We start from the raw sequence: 25,164 nt of genomic DNA, 5'->3' as shown, positions 1-25,164 counted from the left end.
CGTAGGGTCGACGGGCCATGATCGACGCCACCCTGCCCACCGAGCAGCCCCGAAACCCCCCGACCGCACCCGAGACCGCGGCGCCGGCGGGTGCCTCACGTGCGCCCGTCGACCCGGCACGTCGCCTGGACTGGCGGCGGCTGCGCGGACCGCAGGCGGTCGTCGCGCTGGTCGCGCTCACGGTCGGTGCGGTCGGCGCGGCGTTGGGCACGGTCGTCGCGGGCTGGCTCGCCGACGACCCGACGACCGCGACGCTCCAGCTCCTCGCCGCGTGCGTCGTCGGTGCGGCGCTGCTCGACACCGCGGGCCAGGTCGTGTGGGCCGGCGTCGTGGACCGCGCCGAGGGCCGCCTGCGCGGCGACCTGCTCACGGCGGCCCTGCACCAGCCGCTCGCCACGCTCACCGAGCAGGCGGTGGGCGAGGTGCTCGACCGCGTCGACGACGACACGCACGCGGTCGGCACGCTCGTGCGCCGTCAGCTCTGGGGCGCGGGCCGCACCGTCGTCGGCGTCCTGCCGATGTGGGTCGTCGCGGGCCTCACGTGGTGGCCGGCGTGGATCCTCTTCCCGGTGCTCGGCGCCCTCGCGGCGGTCATCGTCCGTCCGATGCTGGGGGAGATCGCGCGCCGCAAGGTGGTCGAGGAGGCGGCCTGGACCGACCATGCCGCGGCGTTCGAGGAGTCGGTCGCGGCGCGGGACGACCTGCGCACGAGCCTCGGTCAGTCGTTCGCCGTGCGGCGCCTGGCCGAGCGCTCGGCCGCGGTGCACCGGAAGTTCGAGGCCGTGCTCGTCGTCGAGTCGCGCATGCTCCGGCGCGCCGGCCTCGTCCTCGCCTCGCTGCTCGCCGGGGTCGCCGTCGCGGGCGCGGCGCTCGCGGCGGACGGCGACCTGGGCGTCGACCGCCTGGTCACGCTGTTCCTCGTGACGGCGATGTTCGTCGGTCAGGTGGACAACCTGGTCCACCACCTGCCGGACATCCAGGAGGGCCTCGGCGCGCTCGCACGCATCCGGCAGATGCTCGCCGTCGAGCCCGAGCCGACGGGCGGGAGGGCGCTGCCCGCGGGGCCGGTGGGGATCGAGGTGCGGGACCTCCACTTCTCGTACGCCGAGGGCACGTTCGCGCTCGACGGCGTGAGCCTGCGGGTGCCCGCGGGCGAGACGGTCGCGCTCGTGGGGCGGACGGGATCGGGCAAGTCGACCCTGGCGTCGCTGCTCTCGCGCGCGGTCGAGCCGCCGCGCGGCGCCGTGCTCGTCGGTGGCGTGGACGTGCGGGACCTCGACCTGCAGGCGCTGCGCGCCGCCGTCGGGGTCGTGACGCAGCGCACCGAGATCCTCGCGGGGACGCTCGCGGAGAACGTCGCGCTCTTCGCCGACGTGCCGCGCGCGGACGTCGAGGCGGCGGTGCGCGAGCTCGGCCTCGACGACTGGGTCGCGGGTCTGCCCGACGGCCTCGACACGCTGCTCGGCCCGGGCGGGACGTCGCTCTCGGCGGGGGAGGAGCAGCTCGTCGCGTTCGCGCGGTTGCTCGTGCGCGACGTGCAGGTCGTCGTGCTCGACGAGGCGACGGCGCGCATGGACCCGCTCACCGAGGCGCGCGTCGTCGCGGCCTCGGAGCGGCTGCTCGCGGGGCGCACCGGCGTGCTCGTCGCGCACCGCCTCACGACGATCGAGCGTGCCGGGCTGCTCGCCGTGCTCGACCACGGGCGGGTCGTGCAGCAGGGCGAGCGGGCGACGCTCGCGCGCGTCCCGGGCCCGTACCGCGACCTCCTCGCGGCGAGCGTCGCGGAGGAGGGCGCGACGGCCGCCGTCGGCTCGCGCACCGAGGCGGGCGACGACCTGGCCGACGGGCCGGGACAGCCCGAGCGGGCACACGGACCCCACGGCTCGGGAGGGCCCGACGACGTCGCCGACCCCGCCGCGGGTCGCGCCGCCGAGGCCGTCGGCGGCCGACGGCGCCGGGGCGAGCCGCCGGTGCTCGCCGACCCCGGCGACGGGCCGAGCCTCGCGCGCGGCGTCGCGCACGCCCTGTTCGTGCGTCCCGCGTGGGGCGTCGTGGGTGCCGTGCTGTTCCTCGTCGCGAGCCTGGTCTCGGCGCAGGGTGCCGTCACGGGCTTCCTCTGGGGCCGCGCGGTGCAGGACCTGGACGACGGCTTCCCGGCGCAGCTGCTCGTGCCGCTCGCCGTGCTCCTCGTCGTGGCGCCGCTGTGCCTCGCGTGGGCGCTCTACGTCTACCCGCGCTGGTGGATCGAGGTGCTGCTGCGCGTGCGCATGGCCGTCATGGCGGGTCAGACGCGCCAGCACCGCCTCACCGCGACGCCCCCGGGCGAGGTGGTCGCGCGCGCCATGGACGCCGACCGCTTCGTCCGGTACGCGGACCGCTGGGTCGACTTCGTCAACGGCCTCGTCATCGCCGGGGTCACGGCGCTGCTCAGCGGGTCGTGGCTCGCGGGCGCGGTGCTGCTCGCCGTCATGGTCGTGTCCGCCGCGGCGTCCGCGCTCGGGCGCCCGATCGCCGGCCGGTCGGCCACCCGGTCGTCGGCCGCCCGCGCCCGGTTCGGGCGGGCGCTCGTCTCCGCGCTCGACTCGGCACGCACGGTCAAGCTCGCCGCCCGGACGCCGCAGGTGCACGCGCACCTGCGCGACGTCGACGCCGGCCGCGTGCGTGCGGCGATCTTCGAGCACCGCGTGCAGGCGGCGCTCGACGGCGTCCCGCTCGTCATGATCCAGCTCGGCGTCGTCGCGGCATGGGCCGGGCTCCTCGCGGGGACGTGGGACCTCGCGACGGCGCTCCTGGTCGCCAACGCCGTGAACGGCTTCGGGTGGTTCGGCGTGGTCGCGGGTGCGGTCGTGACGGAGGCCCCCGGCACGCGCTCGTGGCAGCGCACCACGAGCCGCTTCGCCGCGGGCACGGACCTCATGGACCTGCCGGCCGGCGTCGACCTCCTCACGGGAGCGGCCCCTGCGCCCGACCCCGGCCCGCGGCAGCCGCTCGAGACGCTCGAGCTGGTCGACGTCACGGCGCTGCACGACGACGGCACGATCGGCGTCCAGGGTGTCGACCTCGCGGTGCGTCGAGGCGAGCTCGTGCTGCTCCTGGGGCAGGTCGGCGCGGGCAAGTCGAGCCTGCTCTCGGCGCTCTCGGGCCTCATGGAGCACACGGGCGACATCCGGTGGAACGGCATCGACGTCGTCGACGCCCAGACGTTCCTGCGCCCGGGACAGGTCGCCCACGTGGCGCAGGTGCCGCGCGTGCTCTCGGGGACGTTCGCGGACAACGTGCGCCTCGGGCACGAGCGCGACGTCCACGGCCCGGTCGCGGCCGCCCGCCTGGAGCGCGACGTCGTCGAGGCCGGTGGGCACGAGGCGCTCGTCGGGCACCGCGGCGTCCGCCTCTCGGGTGGTCAGGTGCAGCGGCTCGCGCTCGCGCGGGCGCTCGCGACCGACGCCGAGCTCCTCCTCGCCGACGACGTGTCGAGCGCGCTCGACGCGGCGACCGAGATCGAGCTGTGGACCTCGCTCCGCGAGCGGGGGACCACCGTCATCGGGGCGACGTCCAAGCGGGCGGCGCTCGCGCGGGCGGACCGCGTCGTCGTGCTGGACGAGGGCCGCGTGGCCGAGGTCGGGCCGTGGCGCGAGCTCGCGCCACGCTGGGGGCACCTCGCGGGCTGACGTCTGCGCTGGTCCGTTCTCGCACCGCACGCACCGCACGTCCCGTCCCGTGGTGCCACCTCCGCGGGGGTGCGTCGACCATCCGCCCTGGTTCCTCCCGGCTCCCACCGGCCCGCACGACCCGGCGCACCCCCGCTCCCGACAACCCCGCTCGCTGGCGAACCCACCCTGGCGGGGGCGTGCAGAGCCTTGCTGCAAGTTTCTGCAAGCAGTACAGTTCGGGTCAGCCGTACGCTGAGGAAGCCGCGGTCGACGTCGCCCGCTGTCGGTCCTCGTCGCCCGCGTTCACCGGTTCGTGCCTGCTCATGCCTGCGGCTCCGCACCAGCCACCGGACGAGGGAGTCCTCATGACCTCCACGCCGCGACGTCGCCGCGTCCCGCGCACCCCGTCGCACCACCCATCCGACCCTCCGGCCCGCCGCTCGCGCGGGTCCCGCGCGACGGCGTCGGTCACCGCCGTCGCGCTCGCCACCTCCGGCCTCGCGGGCGTGACGCTCGCCGCGCCGGCCGCGGGTGCCGACGAACGCACGCTCGCCCTCGTGGGCGACCTCCAGTCCGAGCTCGGCTGCGCGGCCGACTGGGACCCCGCGTGCGTCGCGACCGAGCTCGTGCCCACCGACGCGGCGGGCGTCTGGTCCGCCGACTTCGACCTGCCCGCCGGCACCTACCAGTACAAGGTCGCGTTCGACGACGCCTGGGACGAGGCGTACGGGCGCGACGGCGGTCAGGACGACGCGCCGCTCGTGCTCGGCGGCGACGCGACCGTCCGCGTCACGTTCGACGAGTCGACGCACCGCATCGCGCTCACCCCGCTCGGGCTCGCCGGCGGCTACGAGGAGGCGCAGGACGCCGGCCTCGTGGTGCCCCCGGTGCGCCAGCCCGGGTCGGACGAGCGCTTCTACTTCGTCATGACCGACCGGTTCGCCAACGGCGACCCGTCGAACGACACCGCCGGGCTCGGCGACGACCCGCTCGTGTCCGGGTACGACCCCACGAACAAGGGCTTCTACCAGGGCGGCGACATCGCGGGCCTGCGGCAGAACCTCGACTACATCGCGGGCCTCGGCACGACGGCGATCTGGCTCACACCGTCGTTCAAGAACCAGCCGGTCCAGGGCACGGGCGCCGACGCGTCGGCGGGCTACCACGGCTACTGGATCACCGACTTCACGCAGATCGACCCGCACCTCGGCACCAACGCCGAGCTCGAGGCGCTCATCGACGAGGCGCACGACCGCGGTATCAAGGTCTACTTCGACATCATCACGAACCACACGGCCGACGTGATCGACTACGAGGAGAAGCAGTACTCCTACGTCGACCAGGCGACGTCCCCCTACCGCGACGCGGACGGCACGGTGTTCGACCCGGCGGACCACGCGGGCACGGGCGACTTTCCGGCGCTGGACGCCGCGACGTCGTTCCCGTACACGCCGGTCGTCCCCGCGGGCAAGGAGGACCTCAAGGTCCCGGCCTGGCTCAACGACCCGACGCTGTACCACAACCGCGGCAACTCGACGTGGACCGGGGAGTCGGTGACGTACGGGGACTTCGACGGCCTCGACGACCTCATGACGGAGCACCCGACGGTCGTCGACGGGTTCGTCGACGTCTACCAGGACTGGATCGACCTCGGCATCGACGGGTTCCGCATCGACACCGTCAAGCACGTGAACTTCGAGTTCTGGGAGACGTGGACCACCGAGGTCCTCGACTACGCGCACGCGCAGGGCAAGGACGACTTCTTCATGTTCGGCGAGGTCTACGACGCCGACGCGGCAAAGCTCTCGCCCTACGTGCGCAAGACCGACATGAGCTCGACGCTCGACTTCACGTTCCAGTCCGCCGCGACGAGCTTCGCGAGCGGCAACAGCGCCAAGGGCCTCGCCTCGCTCTTCGCGAGCGACGACATGTACACGACGCCGTCGACGAACGCGCAGGCGCTGCCGACGTTCCTCGGCAACCACGACATGGGGCGCGTCGGGTACATGCTCGCGAGCACCGACGACCCGCTCGCGCGCGACGAGCTCGCGCACGACCTCATGTACCTGACGCGCGGGCAGCCGGTCGTCTACTACGGCGACGAGCAGGGCTTCGCCGGGAAGGGCGGCGACAAGGACGCGCGCCAGACCCTGTTCGCGACCCAGGTCGACGAGTACGCCGACCAGCCGCTCGTCACCGGTGAGCAGGCGGGCAGCGTCGACCGCTTCGACACCGACGCCCCGCTCTACGCGCACATCGCGGAGCTCGCCGCGCTGCGCGAGGCGCACCCGGCCCTCGCCGACGGCGCGCAGGTCGAGCGCTACGTCGAGAACGGGGCGGGTGTGTACGCCTTCAGCCGGGTGGACCGCACGGAGCAGGTCGAGCACCTCGTCGCGCTGAACAACGCGGCGGAGGACCGGACCGTGACGTTCACGACGCTGACGCCGGGCGCGTCGTACGAGGTGCTCTACGGCGAGGTCCCCGGGGGTGGAGGGCAGCCCGTCATCGCCGACGCCGACGGCATCGTCACGCTCACGGTCCCGGCGACGGGCACGGTCGTGCTGCGCGCGGACCGCGAGGTCGGCGCGGACTCGTCCGGTGAGATCGCGGTCACCGTGCCGCGCGCCGGGGGAGCGGTGACCGGTGTCGCGCCGGTCGCGGCTGACGTCGACGCCGACACCTGGGCCGAGACGTCGTTCGCGTGGCGCGAGGTCGGCAGCGCCGAGTGGCACCCGCTCGGCACGGCCGAGGACACGACACCGCGCGTCTTCCACGACGTCGCGGGCCTGGCCGACGGCACCCTCGTCGAGTACCGCGCGGTGACGACCGACGCCGACGGCGACCGCGCCGCCGCGTCGACGTTCGCGAGCGTCGGGGTCGACGTGAGCGGGGTCGTGGGGGAGGAGCCCGAGCCCGAGATCGACCTCGTGACCGTGCCCGGGAGCCACAACGCGGCCATGGGCTGCGCGGGCGACTGGGCCCCGGCGTGCGAGGCCGCCCAGCTCACGAAGCGCGCCGACGGTGTCTACGCGGGGACGTTCGACGTCCCGGCCGGGACGTACGAGTACAAGGTCGCGCTCAACGGGTCGTGGACCGTGAACTATGGCGTGGGCGGTGTACAGGACGGCGGCAACGCGACGTACACGACGACCGGCGGTCCCGTGACGTTCTACTGGGACCCGGTGAGCAAGGACTTCTCGAGCACCGCGCAGGGCCCGATCGTCACGCTGCCGGGCTCGTTCCAGGACCAGGTCGGCTGCCCCGCGTCGTGGGCGCCCGACTGCCTCGCGTCCTGGCTCAAGGATCCCGACGGCGACGGGACGTACACCTGGTCGACCGACCGCCTCGCGGCCGGCGCGTACGAGGGCAAGGTCGCGCACGGCCTGAGCTGGGCCGAGAACTACGGCGTGGGCGGCGCACCCGACGGGGCGAACTACCAGTTCTCGGTGGGCGACGGCGAGAACGTCACGTTCTCGTACGACCTCGCCACTCACCTCCTGACCATCGAGGTGGCGAACCCGCCGCTCCCCGGCACCGGGCAGCAGGCCGCGCACTGGGTCCGTGAGGACCTGGTCGCCTGGCCCGGCGACCTCGGTACGGGCGACGAGTGGACCCTGTGGGCCGCACCGGACGGCGGGATCTCCGTCGCCCCGGGCAGCGCGGAGGGCGAGGTGCAGGCTCCCGAGGGCACGGCGTCGTACACGCTCGAGGTGGACCCGGCCGGCCTGCCCGACGACGTCGCGGCGGACTTCCCGGCGCTCGCCGGGCACACCGCGCTGCGCGTGCTCGACGACGGCGAGCCGATCGACCGCGCCGCGGTCGAGGCCGCGCTCACCGGTCAGCTCCTCGTCACCCGGGCCGACGGCGGCGCGCTCACGGCCGCGACCGGGGTCCAGGTGCCGGGCGTCGTCGACGACCTGTGCGCCGAGGACGCCGCCGAGCGCGAGCTCGGCGTCTCGTGGCACGCCAACGGCAAGTGGGCGTCGTTCGCCCTGTGGGCACCGACGGCGAAGGCCGTCTCGGTGCTCGCGTGGCCCGCGGGGGCGTCGCTCGACGACGACCCGCGCCGGTTCGAGGCCGTGCGCCAGGCCGACGGCACGTGGACGCTCGACGGCAAGGCGGCCGACAAGAAGCTCGGCGGCGCGGCCGTCGGCTGGAAGGGGGCGCGTTACCTCTACGAGGTGCAGGTCTACGTCCCGAGCACGGGGAAGGTCGAGACGAACGTCGTCACCGACCCGTACTCGGTGGGGCTCACCCTCGACTCCACGCACTCGGTGGCCGTGGACCTCGACGACCCCGCGTTCCGCCCGGGCGTCTGGGAGGGCACGCCCGCCCCGGTCGTCGAGCGGCCGGTGGACCAGACGATCTACGAGCTCCACGTCCGGGACTTCTCGATCTCCGACGAGACCGTCCCGGCGGAGCGGCGCGGCACGTACCTCGCGTTCGCGGAGAAGGGCTCGGCCGGCATGACGCACCTGCGCGAGCTCGCGGACGCGGGCCTCACCACGGTGCACCTGCTCCCGACGTTCGACATCGCGTCGATCCCGGAGGACCGCGCGGCCCAGGCCACGACCGGCGACCTCACCGGGTTCGCGCCCGACTCGGCGGAGCAGCAGGCCGCGGTCGCGGCGGTGCAGGCGCAGGACGGCTTCAACTGGGGCTACGACCCGTGGCACTTCAGCACCCCGGAAGGGTCGTACGCCCTGGACGCGGACGGCGGCGCGCGCGTCGCGGAGTTCCGCACCATGGTCGGGTCGCTCCACGACGCCGGGCTGCAGGTCGTGCTCGACCAGGTGTTCAACCACACCGCGGCGAGCGGGCAGGACGCGAAGTCGGTCCTCGACCGGGTCGTGCCCGGCTACTACCACCGGCAGAACCCGACCACGGGCTCCGTGGAGACGAGCACGTGCTGCCAGAACGTCGCGACCGAGCACGCGATGGCGGGCAAGCTCATGGTCGACTCGGTCGTCACGTGGGCGAAGGACTACCGCGTCGACGGGTTCCGCTTCGACCTCATGGGTCACCACTCGAAGCAGAACATGCTCGACGTCCGGGCCGCGCTCGACGAGCTCACGCTCGCCGAGGACGGCGTCGACGGGAAGTCCGTCTACCTGTACGGCGAGGGCTGGGACTTCGGCGAGGTCGCGGGCAACGCGCTGTTCGAGCAGGCCACGCAGGGCCAGCTCGGCGGCACGGGCATCGGGACCTTCTCCGACAGGCTGCGCGACGCCGTGCACGGCGGCTCGCCCGTCGACGGCGCGTCCACGTTCACGCAGGGCTTCGGCACGGGCCTGGCGACCGACCCGAACGGGCAGCCCGCCCGGGCGGGGGAGCCGGGCACCGTGAACGACGGCTCCGCGGACGAGCTCGCCGACCTCGGCCACCAGACGGACCTCGTGCGCCTCGGCCTCGCGGGCAACCTGCGCGACTACACGCTCGTGACGTCGACGGGCGAGGAGAAGCGCGGCGACGAGATCGACTACCGCGGGGCGCCGGCCGGCTACGCCGACTCGCCCGAGGAGGTCGTGACGTACGTCGACGCGCACGACAACGAGACGCTGTTCGACCTGCTCGCGCTCAAGCTCCCGGCCGACACGCCCATGGACGAGCGCGTACGGATGAACACGGTGTCGCTCGCGACCGCGGCGCTCTCCCAGACGCCGTCGTTCTGGCACGCGGGCACGGACCTGCTGCGGTCGAAGTCGCTCGACCGCAACAGCTACGACTCCGGCGACTGGTTCAACGCGATCGACTGGACCGGTCAGGACAACGGGTTCGGCAAGGGCCTGCCGATGGCGGCGGACAACGAGGACAAGTGGCCGCTCATGGCCCCGCTCCTCGCGGACCCGGCGCTGAAGCCGTCGCCCGACGACATCGCCACCGCGTCGGCACAGGCGCAGGACCTCCTGCGGCTGCGGCACTCGACCGAGCTCTTCCGGCTCGGTGACGCGGACCTCATCCAGGAGAAGGTCACCTTCCCGGGTGCCGGGCCCGAGCAGGTGCCGGGCGTCGTCGCCATGGCGGTGGACGACACCGTCGGCCCCGACGTCGACCCGGCGCTCGACGGCCTGCTCACGGTGTTCAACGCCTCGCCGGACGAGGTCACCGTCCCGCTGTCCGCGCTCGCGGGCCGCGAGTACGTGCTCTCGCCGGTCCAGGCCGAGGGGAGGGACGCCGTCGTGCAGGGCACCACGTGGGACGCGGACTCCGGGACCGTCACGGTCCCGGCGCGCACCGTCGCGGTGCTCGTCGAGCCGCAGGCGGGCGGCGAGCTGCCCGTCTCCGTCGAGGTGCAGCCCCGCTGCCTCGCGGGCACGGCGTACGTCGCGGTCCGCGCGACGAACGACGGCGCGGTCCCCGTGGACCTGACGCTCTCCACGCCGTTCGGCGAGAAGGCGTTCACGAAGGTCGCGGCCGGGAAGAACGCCTACCAGTCGTTCGCGACGCGCCAGAAGGCGGTCGCGGCCGGCGAGGCCGCGGTGACCGCCACCGCGGTGGTCGACGGCGAGAGGGTCACCTCGACCTTCACCGTCGCCCACGAGGAGCTCACCTGCTCCTGAGCCTTCGCCGGGGGAGAACCCTGGTTTGCCGAGGTAGAACCCTGGTCCTTACCAGGGTTCTACCTCGGCTCACCTCCGTTCTACCTCGGATTACCCCGGTTCTACCTCGGCAGGGTCGGGTTCTCCCTGAGGGTTCCGGGTGCTACGGTCGCGGGCCGTGACCACCTCGCCCCAGCCCGCCGTCGGTCCGACGGCGGGTCTCGCGTTCCGTACTGCCGTCGCCGCCGACCTGCCGCGGGTCGTCGCGCTCATCGCGGACGACGCCATCGCCCGGTCCCGGACGGGGGAGGTCGGGGCCGCGCACGAGGCGGCGTTCGCGGCGATCGACGCCGACCCGCACAACGAGCTGGTCGTGGTCGAGCTGGGCGGCGAGGTCGTGGGCACGATGCAGCTCACCGTGGTCCCGGGGATCTCCCGGAACGGAGCGTCGCGGCTTCTCGTCGAGGCGGTGCGTGTGGACCGCCGGCTCCGTGGGCAGGGCGTCGGCCGCGCCATGATGGCGTGGGCGCACGCCTGGGGCGTCGCGCGAGGCTGCACGCTCGCCCAGCTCACGTCCGACAAGCAGCGCGTCGACGCCCACCGGTTCTACCGGTCGCTCGGCTACGAGCAGTCGCACGAGGGCTTCAAGCTCCCGCTCCCACGTCGCTAGTCCGCGGGGCGGCGCCACTCGGCGCCTGTCAGCCCTGCGAGTCCCGGCCGAAACCCGTCGGAGCAGCGCCGCACCGTCGCGATGCACTCTGCGGACGCGTCGATCATGCGGTTTCGCCCGTCGAGCATGCGGACGCAGCCCATGACGGCGCCCGGACGGGCAACAACCGCATGCTCGCGCATGCTCGGCGAGGGCGGCCGACGTCTTGGAGCGCTCTCACGCATTCAGATCGTGACCGCTTGGGAGCGTTCCCGCGTGTTTGCGCTCACATCCAGAGCATATGTCTGCGCTGTCATGGGACCAAGGTCGCTGTTTGGTCACGGTTCTGTCGATCCTTGCGTTCAGGAGTTGACGCCAAGAACGCCACCGGCATAACGTCGCACCCGCTCGGGCGGCGCTGAGGGTGTCCGGGTCCGCGGCGCGTCGGTGCGCCGCGAGCTGTCCTCGGCAGGAGGAGGTCCGATGGCGGACGAGCGCGTGATCCTCGAGATGCGAGGCATCACCAAGGAGTTCCCGGGCGTGCGCGCCCTCGACGACGTGAACCTGCGGGTGCGAGCCGGTGAGATCCACGCGATCTGCGGCGAGAACGGCGCCGGCAAGTCGACGCTCATGAAGGTGCTCTCGGGCGTGTACCCGCACGGGACGTACTCGGGCGCCATCTACTACGAGGGCGCGGAGGTCCAGTTCAAGGACATCCGGTCCAGCGAGCACGCGGGGATCGTCATCATCCACCAGGAGCTCGCCCTCATCCCCGAGCTCTCGATCACCGAGAACATCTTCCTCGGGAACGAGGTCAAGGGGTCCTTCGGGATCGACTGGGGAGCCGCGCGGCGCCGGGCCGAGGAGCTCATGGCGCGTGTCGGCCTCCAGGAGTCGCCGGACGCGCAGATCAAGAACATCGGTGTCGGCAAGCAACAGCTCGTCGAGATCGCGCGCGCCCTGGCCAAGGACGTGCGGCTCCTCATCCTCGACGAGCCCACCTCGGCGCTCAACGAGGAGGACTCGGAGCACCTGCTCGACCTGCTGCGCGGCCTGCGCGCCAAGGGCCTGACGAGCATCATCATCTCGCACAAGCTCAACGAGATCGAGGCGATCTCGGACTCGATCACGATCATCCGCGACGGGCGCTCGATCGAGACGCTCGACGTGAAGGACGACGCCGTCGACGAGGATCGCATCATCCGCGGGATGGTCGGCCGCTCGCTCGAGTCGCGCTTCCCGGAGCACACGCCCTCCATCGGCGAGACCTTCTTCGAGGTCGAGGGCTGGACCGTCGAGCACCCCGAGGTCCCGGGCCGGCTCGTCTGCAAGGGCTCGACGTTCCACGTCCGTCGGGGCGAGATCGTCGGCTTCGCCGGGATCATGGGCGCCGGGCGCACCGAGCTCGCGCGGTCGATCTTCGGGCGGTCGTACGGACGGTACAGGTCCGGAGTCGTCCGCATCGACGGGCGAGAGGTCTCCATGCCCACGGTGCTCTCGGCCATCGAGAACCGGATCGCCTACGTCCCCGAGGACCGCAAGTCGCTCGGGCTGAACCTGCTCGACACGATCCTCGGCACGATCCAGGCCGCCAACCTGCCGCGCATCGCGAAGGCCGGCGTCATCGACCGGGACGCGGCGTTCGTCGCCGCGGAGTCCTACCGCAAGGCGTTCTCCATCAAGGCCCCGAGCGTGCACGAGGGCGTCGCGAAGCTCTCGGGCGGGAACCAGCAGAAGGTCCTGCTCGCCAAGTGGATGTACACCGAGCCCGAGCTGCTCATCCTCGACGAGCCGACGCGCGGCATCGACGTCGGCGCCAAGTACGAGATCTACGGCCTGGTCCAGAAGCTCGCCGACGCGGGCCGGGGCGTGGTGGTCATCTCGTCGGAGCTCCCCGAGCTCCTCGGGCTGTGCGACCGCATCTACACCGTCTTCGAGGGGCGGATCACGGGCGAGGTGCCCGGGTCGGAGGCGACCCAGGAAGGCCTCATGCGGCTCATGACCGGCGCCTCGGGCGACGCGCCCGCCGACGCCGCCTGAGCCGGCCCCCACCACCCAGCCACCGCATCGCAACCGAGAAGGAACCACCGACGATGTCGTCCATCAAGCAGCTGCTGAGCGGGGGAGCGCGCCAGTTCGGCATGCTCTTCGCGCTCCTCGCCCTGATCATCTTCTTCCAGATCGCCACGGGCGGGCGGGTCCTCACCCCGAGCAACGCGCAGAACCTGCTCAACGGCAACTCCTACATCCTCATCCTCGCCATCGGCATGGTCCTCGTGATCATCGCGGGCCACATCGACCTGTCGGTCGGGTCCGTGGCGGCGGTGACCGGCATCATCGTGGCCCTCGCCATCCGCGACTGGGGCATCCCGTGGTGGCTGGGCATCCTCCTCGGACTGTGCGTCGGCGCCGTCATCGGCGCGTGGCAGGGCTTCTGGGTCGCCTACGTCGGCATCCCCGGGTTCATCACGACCCTCGCCGGCATGATGATCTTCCGCGGGCTCAACCAGTACATCGGCAAGTCCAACACGGTCCCCGTCCCCTCCGAGATCCAGTGGATCGGCGGCGGCTACCTGCCCGAGTGGGGCCCCGGCACCGGCCTCAACAACTCGACGCTGCTGCTCGGCGTGCTCGCGATCGCCGCGGTCGTGTGGGCCGAGCTCCGCCGTCGGGCCAGCGCCCGCAAGCTCGGCGCCGAGCCGGTCCCGACGTCGGTCGCCGTGACGCGCGTCGTGCTCTTCAGCGCCGTCATCGCCTACCTCACGTACCTCTACGGATCGGGCCGCGTCGGGACCTCGATCCCCGTGCCGGCCGTCATCCTCATCCTGCTCGTCATCGTGTACCAGTTCGTCGCCCAGCGGACCGTCGGCGGACGCCACGTCTACGCCGTGGGCGGCAACCGCGCCGCGGCGGCGCTCTCCGGCGTCGACATCAAGAAGACGAACTTCTTCGTCATGATGAACATGTCGGTCCTCGCGGCGCTCGCGGGCATGATCTTCATCGGCCGCTCGACGGCCTCCGGTCCGTTCGACGGCAACATGTGGGAGCTCGACGCGATCGCGGCCGTGTTCATCGGTGGGGCCGCCGTCTCCGGCGGCGTCGGCACGGTCGTCGGCTCCGTCATCGGCGGCCTCGTCATGGCCGTGCTCAACAACGGCCTCCAGCTCATGGGCATCGGCTCGGACCGCACCCAGATCATCAAGGGCCTCGTGCTCCTCGCCGCCGTCGCGTTCGACGTCTACAACAAGGTGCAGGGCCGGCCGTCGATCATCGCGCTGATCTTCCCGTCGCGACGCGACAAGGGCACCGGCGCCGTCACCGGGGCCGACGACGCCCGGCCCGAGGTCCCCGTGGAGGCAGGGGCGACCGCGTCCAAGGGCTGACGCGCCGTCGACACCGCGACCGCGCACGCACCGTCCTCTCTCACCGCACGACCCCTGACCGCATCCGACGACGGATGCCCGACAAGAAAGTGGTACCCATGAAGAAGCTCACCACGACGCTCCTGGCGCTCACCGCCGCGAGTGCGCTCGTGCTCAGCGGCTGCTCGTCCGAGCGGGGCGGCGACACCGGTGGTAGCGAGGAGACCGGCGGCGAGTCCGCGGCGGCCGGCTTCGAGGAGGGCGCGACCATCGGCGTCGCGCTCCCGCAGAAGACCTCGGAGAACTGGGTCCTCGCCGAGGAGCTGTTCAACGACGGGCTCACCGAGGCCGGCTTCAAGCCGATCGTCCAGTTCGCCAACGGGGGCGTCTCGGAGCAGCAGAGCCAGATCGACGCGATGGTCGAGCAGGGCGCGAAGGTCATCATCGTCGGCGCCATCGACGGCTCGCAGCTCGGCAGCCAGCTCAAGAACGCCAAGGACAACGGCGCGACCGTCATCGCGTACGACCGCCTCGTGAAGAACACCGACGCGGTCGACGAGTACATCGCGTTCGACAACTTCAAGGTCGGCGAGCTCCAGGGCGAGGCGCTGCTCCAGGGCCTCGCCGAGCGCAAGGGCGAGGCGCCGTACAACATCGAGCTCATCGCCGGCTCGCCCGACGACGCGAACTCGACGCCGTTCTTCGAGGGCGCGATGAGCGTCCTGCAGCCGAAGATCGACGACGGCACGCTCGTCATCCCGTCCGGCCAGACGTCGTTCGAGCAGGTCGCGACGCAGGGTTGGAAGGCCGAGAACGCGCAGAAGCGCATGGACACCGTGCTCTCGGGCAGCTACTCCGACACGGAGCTCGACGGCGTCCTGTCCCCGAACGACACCCTGGCCCGCGCGGCCCTCACGTCGGCCAAGCAGGCCGGCAAGGAGACCCCGGTGATCACCGGCCAGGACTCCGAGGTGGAGTCGGTCAAGTCGATCGTCGCGGGCGAGCAGTACTCGACGATCTACAAGGACACGCGCAAGCTCGTCGAGGAGTCGATCAACGCGGTGAAGGCGCTCCAGGCGGGCGACGAGCCGGAGATCAACGACACCGAGTCCTACGACAACGGCGTGAAGGTCGTCCCGGCCTTCCTCCTCGAGCCGATCATCGTCACGCAGGAGAACGCGGCCGAGGTCTACGCGGGTGACCCCACCCTCGAGGAGCTCACCCAGTGACCCGTTCGCTCTGAGCGACCGGGAGGCGGCGGCGTACCGGCACGCCGCCGCACGACGGCCCCCGTCACGTCCTCGGACGTGGCGGGGGCCGCCGTCGTGCAGGGGGAGGCGCCGGCACGGAGGAGCTCGGCGGGAGCCCGCGGCTCAGCGGAAGACGACGGTCCGGTGCCCGTCCAGGAGCACGCGGTGCTCCGCGTGCCAGCGCACGGCGCGCGCGAGCGTCTGGCGCTCGACGTCCTCGCCGATCGCGACGAGGTCCTCGACGCGGCGCGAGTGGTCGACGCGCTCGACGTCCTGCTCGATGATCGGCCCCTCGTCCAGGTCACCCGTCACGTAGTGCGACGTGGCACCGATGAGCTTGACGCCGCGGTCGTGCGCCTGGGCGTACGGGCGGGCGCCCTTGAAGCTCGGCAGGAACGAGTGGTGGATGTTGATGATGCGCCCGGGCATCTCGCGGCACAGCTCGTCGGAGAGGATCTGCATGTAGCGCGCGAGGACCACGAGCTCGACGTCGAGCTCGGCGACGAGCTCGCGCAGGCGCGCCTCGGCGTCGGCCTTGGTGTCGCGCGTGACGGGCACGTGGTGGAACGGCTTGCCGTAGAAGGTCGCGATGTCCTCGAGGTCGCGGTGGTTGCCGACGACGCCGACGACCTCGATCGGCATGCCCTGGGAACGCTCGCGGTACAGCAGGTCGACGAGGCAGTGCGGCGCCTTGGAGACCATGAGCAGCGTGCGGACCCGGCGCCCGACGACGTCGAGCTGCCACGTCATGGCGAACCGGGCGGCGACCTCCTCGACCGCGCGCTCCAGCTCGGCCCGCTCGGCGGCGGCCTCGACCTGCACGCGCATGAAGAACAGCCCCGAGAGCGGGTCGCCGAACTGCTGCGACTCCGTGATGTTGCCGCCGAGCCGCGCGAGGGCCCCGGCGACGGCGTGCACGATCCCCGGCCCGTCCGGGCACGAGAGCGTGAGGACCCAGTGCGTGGGGTCGCCGGTCGGGGGCTGCGCGGTGCGGGGCGCCGAGGTGTCGGGGACGTCGGCGCCACGGGGAGCTGTCGTGGACACCCCTCAGAGGGTAGCCGCGTCCCGGCGGTGACGGGGCCGCCGTCCGGCCGCCTGACACCACCCGGATACGCGCGGTCGCGCCGCGCGATGTCTGACACGATGTCCCCATGAACGACGCGCAGATCACGACCCGCCTCGTCGACGACGCCGAGGCCGGCGAGCTCCTGACCCTGCGGCGGGCGGCGTTCGTCACCGAGGCGCAGCTCTACCAGGACCCCAACATCCCCCCGCTGACCCAGACCCTCCACGAGCTGCGCGAGGACCTCGCGCGCGAGGACGTCGTGACGATCGGCGCGTGGCTCGGCCCACGCCTCGTCGGTTCGGTGCGGGTCGAGATCGAGGACAGCAAGGCGACGCTCGGCCGCCTCGCCGTGGCGCCGGACATGCAGGGCCGCGGCATCGGCACGCAGATGCTCTTCGAGGTGCTGCCCTACCTCCCGGAGCAGACCACGGAGATCTGGGTCTTCACGGGCAAGGACTCCAAGCAGAACCTCGCGATGTACACCAAGCACGGGTACGAGGAGCAGTACGACAAGGCCGCCGGCGACCTCACCTATACCTACCTGCGTCGCATCCTCGGCGAGGCCGAGGCGCGCAACGAGTCCGACGCCGTCGGGCAGGAGTAGCCCGGGCGGAGCAGGGAACGGCGCCGCAGGACGAGAGCCCGGGACCCGCCGGCGGGCCGTGCGCTAGGATCGACGCGTCGCGACTGGCGCCGCCCGGTGGAACTCCGCCCCGGGCAGGGTGGATCACCACCGGGGAGCGACACGCTGTGCAGACGACGGGTCGTTCGCCTGGGCCCCGGGTCACCCCCTGGTGGGGCGTACCCGGCGAGCCGGGAACGTGACCACCGACGACACACTGCCAAGCACCCGCGGAGGAGACGCCATGAGCGCCCAGCCAGCCGACAACGTCCTCGACACCCCGCTCGCCGAGCTCGACCCCGAGATCGCGGCCGTCCTCGACGGGGAGCTCGCGCGCCAGCGCGACACCCTCGAGATGATCGCGTCCGAGAACTTCGTCCCGCGCGCCGTCCTGCAGGCGCAGGGCTCCGTGCTCACCAACAAGTACGCCGAGGGCTACCCGGGCCGCCGCTACTACGGCGGCTGCGAGCAGGTCGACGTCGCGGAGAACCTCGCGATCGCCCGCGCCAAGGAGCTGTTCGGCGCCGAGCACGCCAACGTCCAGCCGCACTCGGGCGCCACGGCCAACGCCGCCGTGCTGCACGCGCTCATCAACAAGGGCGACAAGATCCTCGGCCTCGAGCTGGCGCACGGCGGCCACCTCACGCACGGCATGAAGATCAACTTCTCCGGCAAGCTCTACGACGTCGCGGCCTACGGCGTGGACCCGCAGTCGTACCGCATCGAGATGGACGAGGTGCGCAAGCAGGCCCTCGAGACGCGTCCCGACGTGATCATCGGCGGCTGGTCCGCCTACCCGCGCCACCTCGACTTCGCCGCGTTCCGCGAGATCGCGGACGAGGTCGGCGCGAAGCTCTGGGTGGACATGGCGCACTTCGCGGGCCTCGTGGCCGCGGGCCTGCACCCCTCCCCGGTGCCGTACGCGGACGTCGTGTCCTCCACGGTCCACAAGACGATCGGCGGCCCGCGCTCCGGCTTCATCCTGAGCAAGGAGGAGTACGCCAAGAAGATCGACTCCGCCGTCTTCCCGGGCCAGCAGGGCGGCCCGCTCATGCACGTCGTCGCCGCCAAGGCCGTGTCGTTCAAGATCGCGGGCTCGGACGACTTCCGCGACCGCCAGGAGCGCACGCTGCGCGGTGCGAGCATCATCGCCGACCGCCTCGCCCAGGCCGACGTCGCGGAGGCCGGCGTCTCCGTCCTCACGGGCGGCACGGACGTCCACCTCGTGCTCGTCGACCTGCGCCACTCCGCGCTCGACGGCCAGCAGGCCGAGGACCTCCTGCACGAGGTCGGCATCACCGTGAACCGCAACGCCGTGCCGTTCGACCCGCGCCCCCCGCGCGTCACGTCCGGCCTGCGCATCGGCACGCCCGCGCTCGCGACGCGCGGCTTCGGCGACGCCGAGTTCACCGAGGTCGCGGAGATCATCGCGACGGCACTGCGCGAGGGCGCCGCGACCGACGCCGACGCCCTGCGCGCCCGCGTGCAGAAGCTCACGGCCGACTTCCCGCTGTACCCGGGCCTCCACCAGTGAGCGCGCAGCTCCTCGACGGCAAGGCGACCGCCGCCGCCATCAAGGCCGAGCTCAAGGACCGCCTCGCGGTCCTCGCGGAGAAGGGCGTCGTGCCCGGCCTGGGCACGCTCCTGGTCGGCGACGACCCGGGCTCGCAGTGGTACGTCGCGGGCAAGCACCGCGACTGCGCCGAGGTCGGGCTGTCCTCGATCCGCGAGGACCTGCCCGGCGACGCCACGCAGGAGGAGATCGAGGCCGCGGTCCGTCGCCTCAACGAGGACCCGGCCTGCACGGGGTACATCGTGCAGCTCCCGCTCCCGAAGGGCATCGACACCAACCGCGTGCTCGAGCTCATCGACCCGGCCAAGGACGCCGACGGGCTGCACCCGACCAACCTCGGGCGCCTCGTCCTGCGCGTCAACGAGGAGGTCACCTCGCCGCTCCCGTGCACGCCGCGCGGGATCATCGAGCTCATCGAGCGGCACGGGATCTCCCTCGCGGGCAAGGAGGTCGTGGTCGTGGGCCGCGGCGTGACGGTCGGCCGCTCCATCGGCCTCCTGCTCACGCGCCGCGCCGTCAACGCGACCGTGACGCTCACGCACACCGGGACGACGGACCTCGCGGAGCTGGTGCGCCGTGCCGACGTCGTCGTCGCGGCCGCGGGCGTCCAGGGGATCATCACGCGCGACATGGTCAAGCCGGGCGCCGTCGTCATCGACGTCGGCGTCTCGCGCGAGGTCGACCCCGAGACCGGCAAGAGCCGCGTCGTCGGGGACGCCGCGCCCGACGTCGCCGAGGTCGCGGGCTGGATCTCGCCGAACCCCGGCGGGGTCGGGCCGATGACGCGCGCGATGCTCCTCGCGAACGTCGTCGACGCGGCGGAGCGCGCCTCCGCCTGACCTCGTCCCCGGGGCGCGGCCGTGGGTCACCACGGCCGCGCCCTGCGGCGTTCCGGGGGCGGCCCGCAGCCGCTAGTCTGCGCGGGTGACGGAGCGCATCGCGACGACGGCGGCGTACGCCGTGCAGGGCTTCGGGTTCGCCGTGGTGCTCACGAGCATCCCCGGGTACAAGGACCGGCTCGGCATGGGCGACGACGTCGTCACGCTCGTCGTGCTGGGCGTGTGCGTCTTCGCCGGGCTGGGCAGCGCGCTGTCCGGCGTCGTGGCGGCGCTCAGCGGCGCGCGCATCGTGGTCGTCGGCGGCCTGCTGCTCGCGGCGCTCGCGGTCGCAGGCGTCGGGCTCGCGCCGTCGTGGCCGGTCTTCTTCGTCGCGATCGGGCTGTACGGGCTCGCGCTCGGCGCGGTCGACGCGGCGATGAACATGCTCGGGATCGACGTCGAGCGCGCGCACGGCCGCAGCCTGCTCGCGTCGTTCTACGCGGCCAACGCCGCCGGGGGCGTGCTCGGTGCGCTCGCCGTCTCGGGGAGTGCGCTCGTCAGGCTGGGTCAGCCGGTCGCGCTCCCGCTCGTGGCGCTGCTCGTGGCCGTGGGCGCCGCCTGGCTCGCGCTGCGCCTGCCCGACGGCGGTGGCGCGGCCCCCGAGGCCGTGGCCCCGGCCGAGGTGGCGGACGGCGTCCGGGCCACGGCATCGCCCGGGACCGTGGCCTGGGTCGCCGCGAGCACGATCGCGCTGCTCGGCGCAGGGATGCTGGCATTCCCCGTCGCGGACTCGGCGGTGTCGAGCTGGAGCGCGACGTTCCTGCGCGACGTCCTCGCGGCGAGCGCGGCGGCGGCACCGCTCGGCTACGCGGCGTACCAGGCGGCGCTCATCGTCTCGCGGCTCGTCGGGGACGGGCTCGTCGAGCGGGCCGGTCGCGTCCGGGTGGTGCGGCTGGGTGGCACGCTCGGAGCCCTAGGGTTCGTCGCGGTGGCAGCGGCTCCCGGCTGGCCCGTCGCGGTGCTCGGGCTGGCGGCGACCGGGCTCGGGCTCGGCGTCGTCGCGCCGCTCGCGTTCTCGGCGATCGGGGACCGCGCCCGCGAGACGGTGGCGGCGGGCACGGGTACGGGGCCGGCGGAGCCGCCGGTCGGGACCGTCGCGACGGTCACCGACCGCGCCGTGGCGCGCCTCAACGTGTTCACCTACGCGGGCGCAGTGCTCGGGGGCGTGCTCACCGGCGTCTTCGCGACCGCCCACCAGCTCCGCGTCGGCTTCGTCGTCCTGGCGGTCCTTGCCGCGGTGTCCGCCGTCCTCGCCGGCGCGTTCCGTCCCGCTCGCGTCGTGCCTGCTCCCGTGAGCGAGGCCACGCCCCCGGCGTGACGCCGGAGCCCCGTCCTGTCGGTGGCGTGTGATGGGATGGCCCGCGTGCTGACCATCGCCACCGCCAACGTCAACGGCATCCGTGCCGCCTACCGTCGCGGCATGGACGCCTGGATCGCGTCCCGGACCCCCGACGTCCTGCTGCTCCAGGAGGTCCGCGCCCCCGACTCGGTCGTGAACGACCTTCTGGACGGATGGCACGTCGCGCACCAGGCGTGCGACATCAAGGGCCGCGCCGGTGTCGCCGTCGCCTCCCGGCTGCCCGTCGCGGCCGTGCGCGTCGGGCTGGGCGCCGGCGAGCCGGAGCCGCCCGTCGACACGGGCCGCTGGGTCGAGGCGGACCTCGAGCTGCCCGACGGCGGCCGCGTCACCGTCATCTCGGCGTACATCCACTCCGGCACCGTGAGCCAGCCGGAGACGATGGTCGCGAAGTACGCCTACCTCGAGAAGGTCACGGCCCGGCTGCGCGAGCTCGCGGCCACGGGGCACATGGTCCTGCTCGCGGGCGACCTCAACATCGCCCACCACAACGTCGACATCAAGAACTGGAAGGGCAACCTCAAGAGCGCAGGGTTCCTGCCGGAGGAGCGCGCGTACGTCGACGTCTGGCTCGACCAGCTCGGCCTCGTCGACCTCGGCCGCGTCCACGGCGGCGAGGGTCCCGGCCCGTTCACGTGGTGGTCGTGGCGCGGGCGCGCGTTCGACAACGACTCCGGCTGGCGCATCGACTACCAGCTCGCCACGCCGTCGCTCGCCGAGCGCGCCGTCAAGGTCGAGGTCGACCGCGCGCCGACGCACGACGAGCGCTGGAGCGACCACGCGCCGCTCGTCGTCACCTACGACGTCTGAACCGCGGGCGCCGAGGCACCGTCGGAGGGGTCAGGCGACGCGCTCGGCCGGTGCGGACGGCGTCGCGAGGAGGAAGCCGGGCGCCCCGAGGCCCTCGCGCTCGAACGCGGCGCGGACGGCGTCGGCGACGGACTCGACCTGGTCGGCGCGGACGAGCGCGATCGCGGAGCCGCCGAACCCGCCGCCGGTCATGCGCGCACCGAGGGCGCCGGCGACGCGCGCGGCGTCCACGGCGACATCGAGCTCGACGCTCGAGACCTCGTAGTCGTCGCGCAGCGACGCGTGCGACGCGTTCATGAGCGGCCCGACCGCGTCCGGGCGGCCGTCGCGCAGGAGCGCGACGAGGTCGCGCACGCGGCCGATCTCCGTGACGACGTGTCGCACGCGGCGGCGCGCGACGTCGTCGGGCACCTTCTCCAGGGCGACGGCGAGCGCCCCGGCAGGGTCGCCGCTCGCGGCGACGTCGTCCGCGAGCTCGCGCAGCGAGCCCAGCCCGAGCGTGCGGGCGGCGTCCTCGCACGTCGCGCGGCGCGCCGCGTACTGGCCGTCGACGAGCCGGTGCTCGGCGCGCGTGTCGACGACGAGCAGGGCGAGGCCCGCGGCGTCGAGATCGAACGGCACCTGCTCGGCGGACTCGACGGGGTCGAGGCCGGGACGGCAGTCGAGGAGCAGCGCATGCCCGGCGGTGGCGCGCAGGGACGCGGCCTGGTCCATGCCGCCCGTGGGCGCGCCCGCGATCTCGTTCTCGGCACGGACGCTCGCGGTCGCGAGAGTGGCACGGCCGGCGTCGGTCGTGCCGAGCCCGAGCCCGGCGACGTCGTCGAGCGCGACCGCGACAGCGCACTCGAGCGCGGCCGACGAGGAGAGCCCGGCGCCGAACGGGACGCTCGAGTCGACCGCCGCGTCGAAGCCCCTGATGGCGGCGGGGTCCGCGCCCTGCGCGACGAGGTGCTCGCGCAGCGCCCACGCGACGCCGGCGACGTACGAGCCCCACCCGGAGACCGCGCCCGGGGCGACGTCCTCCAGCGTCGTCGTCCACGTCTCGCCAGGCGCCTGGGCGGACGCGAGCCGGACGACGGAGTCGGTGCGCGGACGCAGCGCGACGTACGTACGGTGGGGGAGCGCGATCGGCAGGCACAGCCCCGCGTTGTAGTCGGTGTGCTCGCCGATGAGGTTGACGCGCCCGGGCGCCGCCCAGACGTGGACCTCGTCCGCGTGCTCCCCGGCGGTCTCGTCGCCGGGTCGCGGGTCGACCTCGCCGAACGCCGCGGCGAGCACCGCCCGCGCCCGGGCCGCGCCGTCGTCGTCCGACCACGAGCGGACCCACCCGCGCGCGGCGCTGGACGGGGCGAGCTCCTGGAGGCGTGCCGCGATCCGCTCGGGGGTCGTGTCGCTGATCCACGCGCCCATGCCCGACTCCGAGCCGGCGAGGTACTTGAGCTTGCCCGGCGCGCGCAGCACCGAGAAGACCTGCAGGTGGAGCCGCGCGAGCGTCACGTCGTCCGTGCCGCCGTCCGCGACGGAGCGGCCCTCGTGCGCCGGCGCCTGGTGCCACGCGGCGATGTAGGGGAGAGGGATGGGGTCGCCGTCGGCGGTCTCGAAGAACCGGTCGAGGCGTCGCAGGAGCTCGAGGTAGGCGGTGGCGAGGTCGTCGCGCTCGGCGTCCGTGAGCGCCGGGAGGTCGGGCACGTCGCGTCGCGGGGCCAGGTGGACCTCGACGGGCCAGCGGGCGGCGAAGGGCACGTACGCGACCCAGTGCTGCGTCTCGAGCACGACGCGACGCCCGTCCGCGAGCTCGGAGTCGAGGACGTCGCGCAGCAGGTTGCGGCCCGTGCGGCGGTGGTGCTCGCGCGCCTCGTCGAGCAGCGCGCGCGTGCGCGGCGTGACGTACGGGTAGCCGTAGATCTGCCCGTGCGGGTGGTGCAGCGTGACGCCGATCTCCTGACCCCGGTTCTCGAAGCAGAAGACCTGCTCGACGCCGGGCTCGGCACCGAGGACGGCAGTGCGGTCGGCCCACGCATCGATGATCGTGCGCACGCGCTGCGGCGAGAGCGCGCCGAACGACGTGCGGTGGTCGCTCGAGAAGCACACGACCTCGCAGCGGCCCGCGGCCGGCGCGTGGAGCTGGAGCGGAGCGTCCTCGACGACGGCGTCCGCGACGCCGGGCACGCGCTGGAGCGACGGGAAGCGGTTCTCGAAGACGACGACGTCGTAGTCGGTGTCGGGGATCTCGCCGTCCGAGTACGCGCTCCCGGGCCTCGCCGGGCACAGCGGGCACGAGTCGGCGGCGGGGAGGAAGGTGCGGTTCATCCGGTGCGCGGCGAGAGGGACCCAGTCGCCCGTGAGCGGGTCGCGGCGCATCTCGGGGCCGACGTACGGGCGCGGCGTCCCGTCGGGTCCGGGGACAGGGGCGAACCGGTCGGGCAGCGGTCGCGGGTCGTCGAGCCGACGTGAGCGCTCACCCGAGACGTACGCGGGCGAGTCGTCGAAGTAGACGAGCTCGCGGCCGTCGGCGAGGCGGGTCGAGGTGCGGCGCAGGTGCGGGTTCATGCGTGCGGGATTCCGATCGCGGTGCGGTGAGGGGTGCGGCGGCGACGGCACAGCCGTCAGGCGACGACGAGCTGCTCGACGAGGTCCTGGACCCGGGCGCGCGCGTCGTCCGCGAGCCCGGCGTCGGTGACGAGGACGTCCACGTCGGCGAACGTCGCGAAGACGCGCAGCCCGGTGGTGTGCCACTTCGTGTGGTCGGCGAGGACGACGGTGCGGCCCGCGGACTCGATGAGCGCGCGGTTGGTCGCGGCCTCGTCCAGGTTGGGGGTCGTGAGCCCGATCTCCGGGTCCACGCCGTGCGCGCCGACGAACGCGAGGTCGACGCGCAGGCCCGCGAGCGCGGCCTCCGCGAGCGGCCCGACGAGCGCGTCGGAGGGAGTGCGGCTGCCGCCCGTGAGGATCGTCTCCAGGCGCGGGTCGTTCGCACGGTGCAGGATCTCGGCGACGGGGAGGGAGTTCGTGACGACCGTCAGGGGGCGCAGGGCGGGGTCCGCGGCGATGCGGGCGGCGAGCAGGTGGGTCGTCGTGCCGGCGCTCAGCGCGACCGACGCGTTCGCCGTGATGAGGCGTGCGGCGGCCGTCGCGATGGCCTCCTTCTCCGCGGCCTCGCGCGAGCTCTTGGCGGCGAAGCCGGGCTCGTGCGCGGTGGTGTGCGGGGCGACGGCTCCCCCGTGGACCTTGCGGACGAGGCCCTGGTCGGCGAGCTCGACGAGGTCGCGCCGGATCGTCATGTCCGACACGCCGAGCTCGCGGGTCAGGTCGCCGATGCGGACCGCGCCGTGGTCCCGGATCTCCGCGAGGATGCGCTCCTGGCGCTGTGAGGCGAGCATGCGAACAGTATTGTCCACATCGCCGATA

The 25,164-nt window shown here is 73.2% G+C and carries 13 protein-coding genes, 2 pseudogenes and 1 riboswitch; of the genes and pseudogenes, 11 read left to right on the top strand and 4 right to left on the bottom strand.

The window, feature by feature from the left end; translation table 11 throughout:
• The first annotated feature begins 17 nt into the window (after nucleotides 1-17).
• The 6 genes from JN535_RS09940 to JN535_RS09915 all read left to right on the top strand — a co-directional run bounded on the left by JN535_RS09940 (nucleotide 18) and on the right by JN535_RS09915 (nucleotide 15,429).
• A complete protein-coding gene (locus JN535_RS09940; protein ID WP_205205363.1) occupies nucleotides 18-3,668 on the top strand; it encodes an ATP-binding cassette domain-containing protein in 3,651 nt (1,216 codons plus the stop codon).
• A 347-nt stretch (nucleotides 3,669-4,015) separates the two neighbouring features.
• Entirely contained in the window at nucleotides 4,016-10,210 is a 6,195-nt protein-coding gene (gene pulA / locus JN535_RS09935) for a pullulanase-type alpha-1,6-glucosidase (protein ID WP_205205362.1), read from the top strand.
• A gap of 157 nt (nucleotides 10,211-10,367) precedes the next feature.
• Nucleotides 10,368-10,859 carry a GNAT family N-acetyltransferase gene (locus JN535_RS09930; RefSeq protein ID WP_205205361.1) on the top strand — a complete coding sequence of 164 codons (492 nt, stop codon included), beginning with the start codon at nucleotides 10,368-10,370 and terminating at the stop codon, nucleotides 10,857-10,859.
• A gap of 462 nt (nucleotides 10,860-11,321) precedes the next feature.
• Complete coding sequence (gene mmsA / locus JN535_RS09925; RefSeq protein WP_205205360.1) at nucleotides 11,322-12,878, top strand: multiple monosaccharide ABC transporter ATP-binding protein; 1,557 nt, start codon at nucleotides 11,322-11,324, stop codon at nucleotides 12,876-12,878.
• A 53-nt stretch (nucleotides 12,879-12,931) separates the two neighbouring features.
• Nucleotides 12,932-14,221, top strand: a complete 1,290-nt coding sequence (gene mmsB, locus JN535_RS09920) for a multiple monosaccharide ABC transporter permease (RefSeq protein WP_205205359.1) — start codon at nucleotides 12,932-12,934, stop codon at nucleotides 14,219-14,221.
• A 98-nt stretch (nucleotides 14,222-14,319) separates the two neighbouring features.
• Nucleotides 14,320-15,429, top strand: a complete 1,110-nt coding sequence (locus tag JN535_RS09915; RefSeq protein ID WP_205205358.1) for a substrate-binding domain-containing protein — start codon at nucleotides 14,320-14,322, stop codon at nucleotides 15,427-15,429.
• A 144-nt stretch (nucleotides 15,430-15,573) separates the two neighbouring features.
• On the opposite strand, the gene purU is transcribed toward JN535_RS09915, so the two are convergent.
• Complete coding sequence (gene purU / locus JN535_RS09910; RefSeq protein ID WP_205205357.1) at nucleotides 15,574-16,494, bottom strand: formyltetrahydrofolate deformylase; 921 nt, start codon at nucleotides 16,492-16,494, stop codon at nucleotides 15,574-15,576.
• A gap of 107 nt (nucleotides 16,495-16,601) precedes the next feature.
• Here purU and JN535_RS09905 point away from each other — a divergent pair, with 107 nt between their 5' ends.
• From JN535_RS09905 to JN535_RS09885, 5 genes are all read left to right on the top strand, one after another.
• Entirely contained in the window at nucleotides 16,602-17,120 is a 519-nt protein-coding gene (locus JN535_RS09905) for a GNAT family N-acetyltransferase (RefSeq protein WP_205205356.1), read from the top strand.
• A gap of 69 nt (nucleotides 17,121-17,189) precedes the next feature.
• Nucleotides 17,190-17,301, top strand: a riboswitch (ZMP/ZTP riboswitch).
• 81 nt (nucleotides 17,302-17,382) lie between these two features.
• Nucleotides 17,383-18,672 (top strand): serine hydroxymethyltransferase, encoded by a 1,290-nt coding sequence (gene glyA, locus JN535_RS09900; RefSeq protein ID WP_205205355.1) that lies wholly within the window; start codon nucleotides 17,383-17,385, stop codon nucleotides 18,670-18,672.
• A complete protein-coding gene (locus JN535_RS09895; RefSeq protein ID WP_205205354.1) occupies nucleotides 18,669-19,550 on the top strand; it encodes a bifunctional methylenetetrahydrofolate dehydrogenase/methenyltetrahydrofolate cyclohydrolase in 882 nt (293 codons plus the stop codon). Before glyA ends, JN535_RS09895 begins: the two co-directional genes overlap by 4 nt.
• 85 nt (nucleotides 19,551-19,635) lie before the next feature.
• A complete protein-coding gene (locus tag JN535_RS09890; RefSeq protein ID WP_205205353.1) occupies nucleotides 19,636-20,907 on the top strand; it encodes an MFS transporter in 1,272 nt (423 codons plus the stop codon).
• A gap of 45 nt (nucleotides 20,908-20,952) precedes the next feature.
• The gene (locus JN535_RS09885; RefSeq protein WP_307868518.1) at nucleotides 20,953-21,756 is read left to right on the top strand and encodes an exodeoxyribonuclease III; all 804 of its coding nucleotides are present in this window, start codon (nucleotides 20,953-20,955) and stop codon (nucleotides 21,754-21,756) included.
• A 30-nt stretch (nucleotides 21,757-21,786) separates the two neighbouring features.
• On the opposite strand, the pseudogene galK reads toward JN535_RS09885, so the two are convergent.
• The 3 genes and pseudogenes from galK to JN535_RS09875 all read right to left on the bottom strand — a co-directional run.
• Nucleotides 21,787-22,953: pseudogene (gene galK / locus JN535_RS20755) on the bottom strand (galactokinase); the annotation flags it as partial.
• A 150-nt stretch (nucleotides 22,954-23,103) separates the two neighbouring features.
• Nucleotides 23,104-24,306: pseudogene (galT, locus tag JN535_RS20750) on the bottom strand (galactose-1-phosphate uridylyltransferase); the annotation flags it as partial.
• Nucleotides 24,307-24,362: 56 nt separating this feature from the next.
• On the bottom strand, nucleotides 24,363-25,136 hold the full coding sequence (locus JN535_RS09875; protein ID WP_205205350.1) for a DeoR/GlpR family DNA-binding transcription regulator: 774 nt from the start codon (nucleotides 25,134-25,136) through the stop codon (nucleotides 24,363-24,365).
• Nucleotides 25,137-25,164 lie beyond the last annotated feature (28 nt).

It is taken from the genome of Cellulosimicrobium cellulans (assembly GCF_016921195.1).
In the GTDB taxonomy this organism is placed as follows: domain Bacteria; phylum Actinomycetota; class Actinomycetes; order Actinomycetales; family Cellulomonadaceae; genus Cellulosimicrobium; species Cellulosimicrobium cellulans_F.
Note: the sequence above shows the minus strand (reverse complement) of the source record. Positions and strands in the feature narration are given on the sequence as shown.

Bases quoted from the DNA above. Each gene is read 5' to 3' on its own strand.
- JN535_RS09875 (WP_205205350.1), bottom strand. From the start codon at position 25,136: ATGCTCGCCTCACAGCGCCAGGAGCGCATCCTCGCGGAGATCCGGGAC.
- mmsA (WP_205205360.1), top strand. From the start codon at position 11,322: ATGGCGGACGAGCGCGTGATCCTCGAGATGCGAGGCATCACCAAGGAG.
- JN535_RS09940 (WP_205205363.1), top strand. From the start codon at position 18: ATGATCGACGCCACCCTGCCCACCGAGCAGCCCCGAAACCCCCCGACC.
- JN535_RS09915 (WP_205205358.1), top strand. From the start codon at position 14,320: ATGAAGAAGCTCACCACGACGCTCCTGGCGCTCACCGCCGCGAGTGCG.
- mmsB (WP_205205359.1), top strand. From the start codon at position 12,932: ATGTCGTCCATCAAGCAGCTGCTGAGCGGGGGAGCGCGCCAGTTCGGC.
- pulA (WP_205205362.1), top strand. From the start codon at position 4,016: ATGACCTCCACGCCGCGACGTCGCCGCGTCCCGCGCACCCCGTCGCAC.
- glyA (WP_205205355.1), top strand. From the start codon at position 17,383: ATGAGCGCCCAGCCAGCCGACAACGTCCTCGACACCCCGCTCGCCGAG.
- JN535_RS09905 (WP_205205356.1), top strand. From the start codon at position 16,602: ATGAACGACGCGCAGATCACGACCCGCCTCGTCGACGACGCCGAGGCC.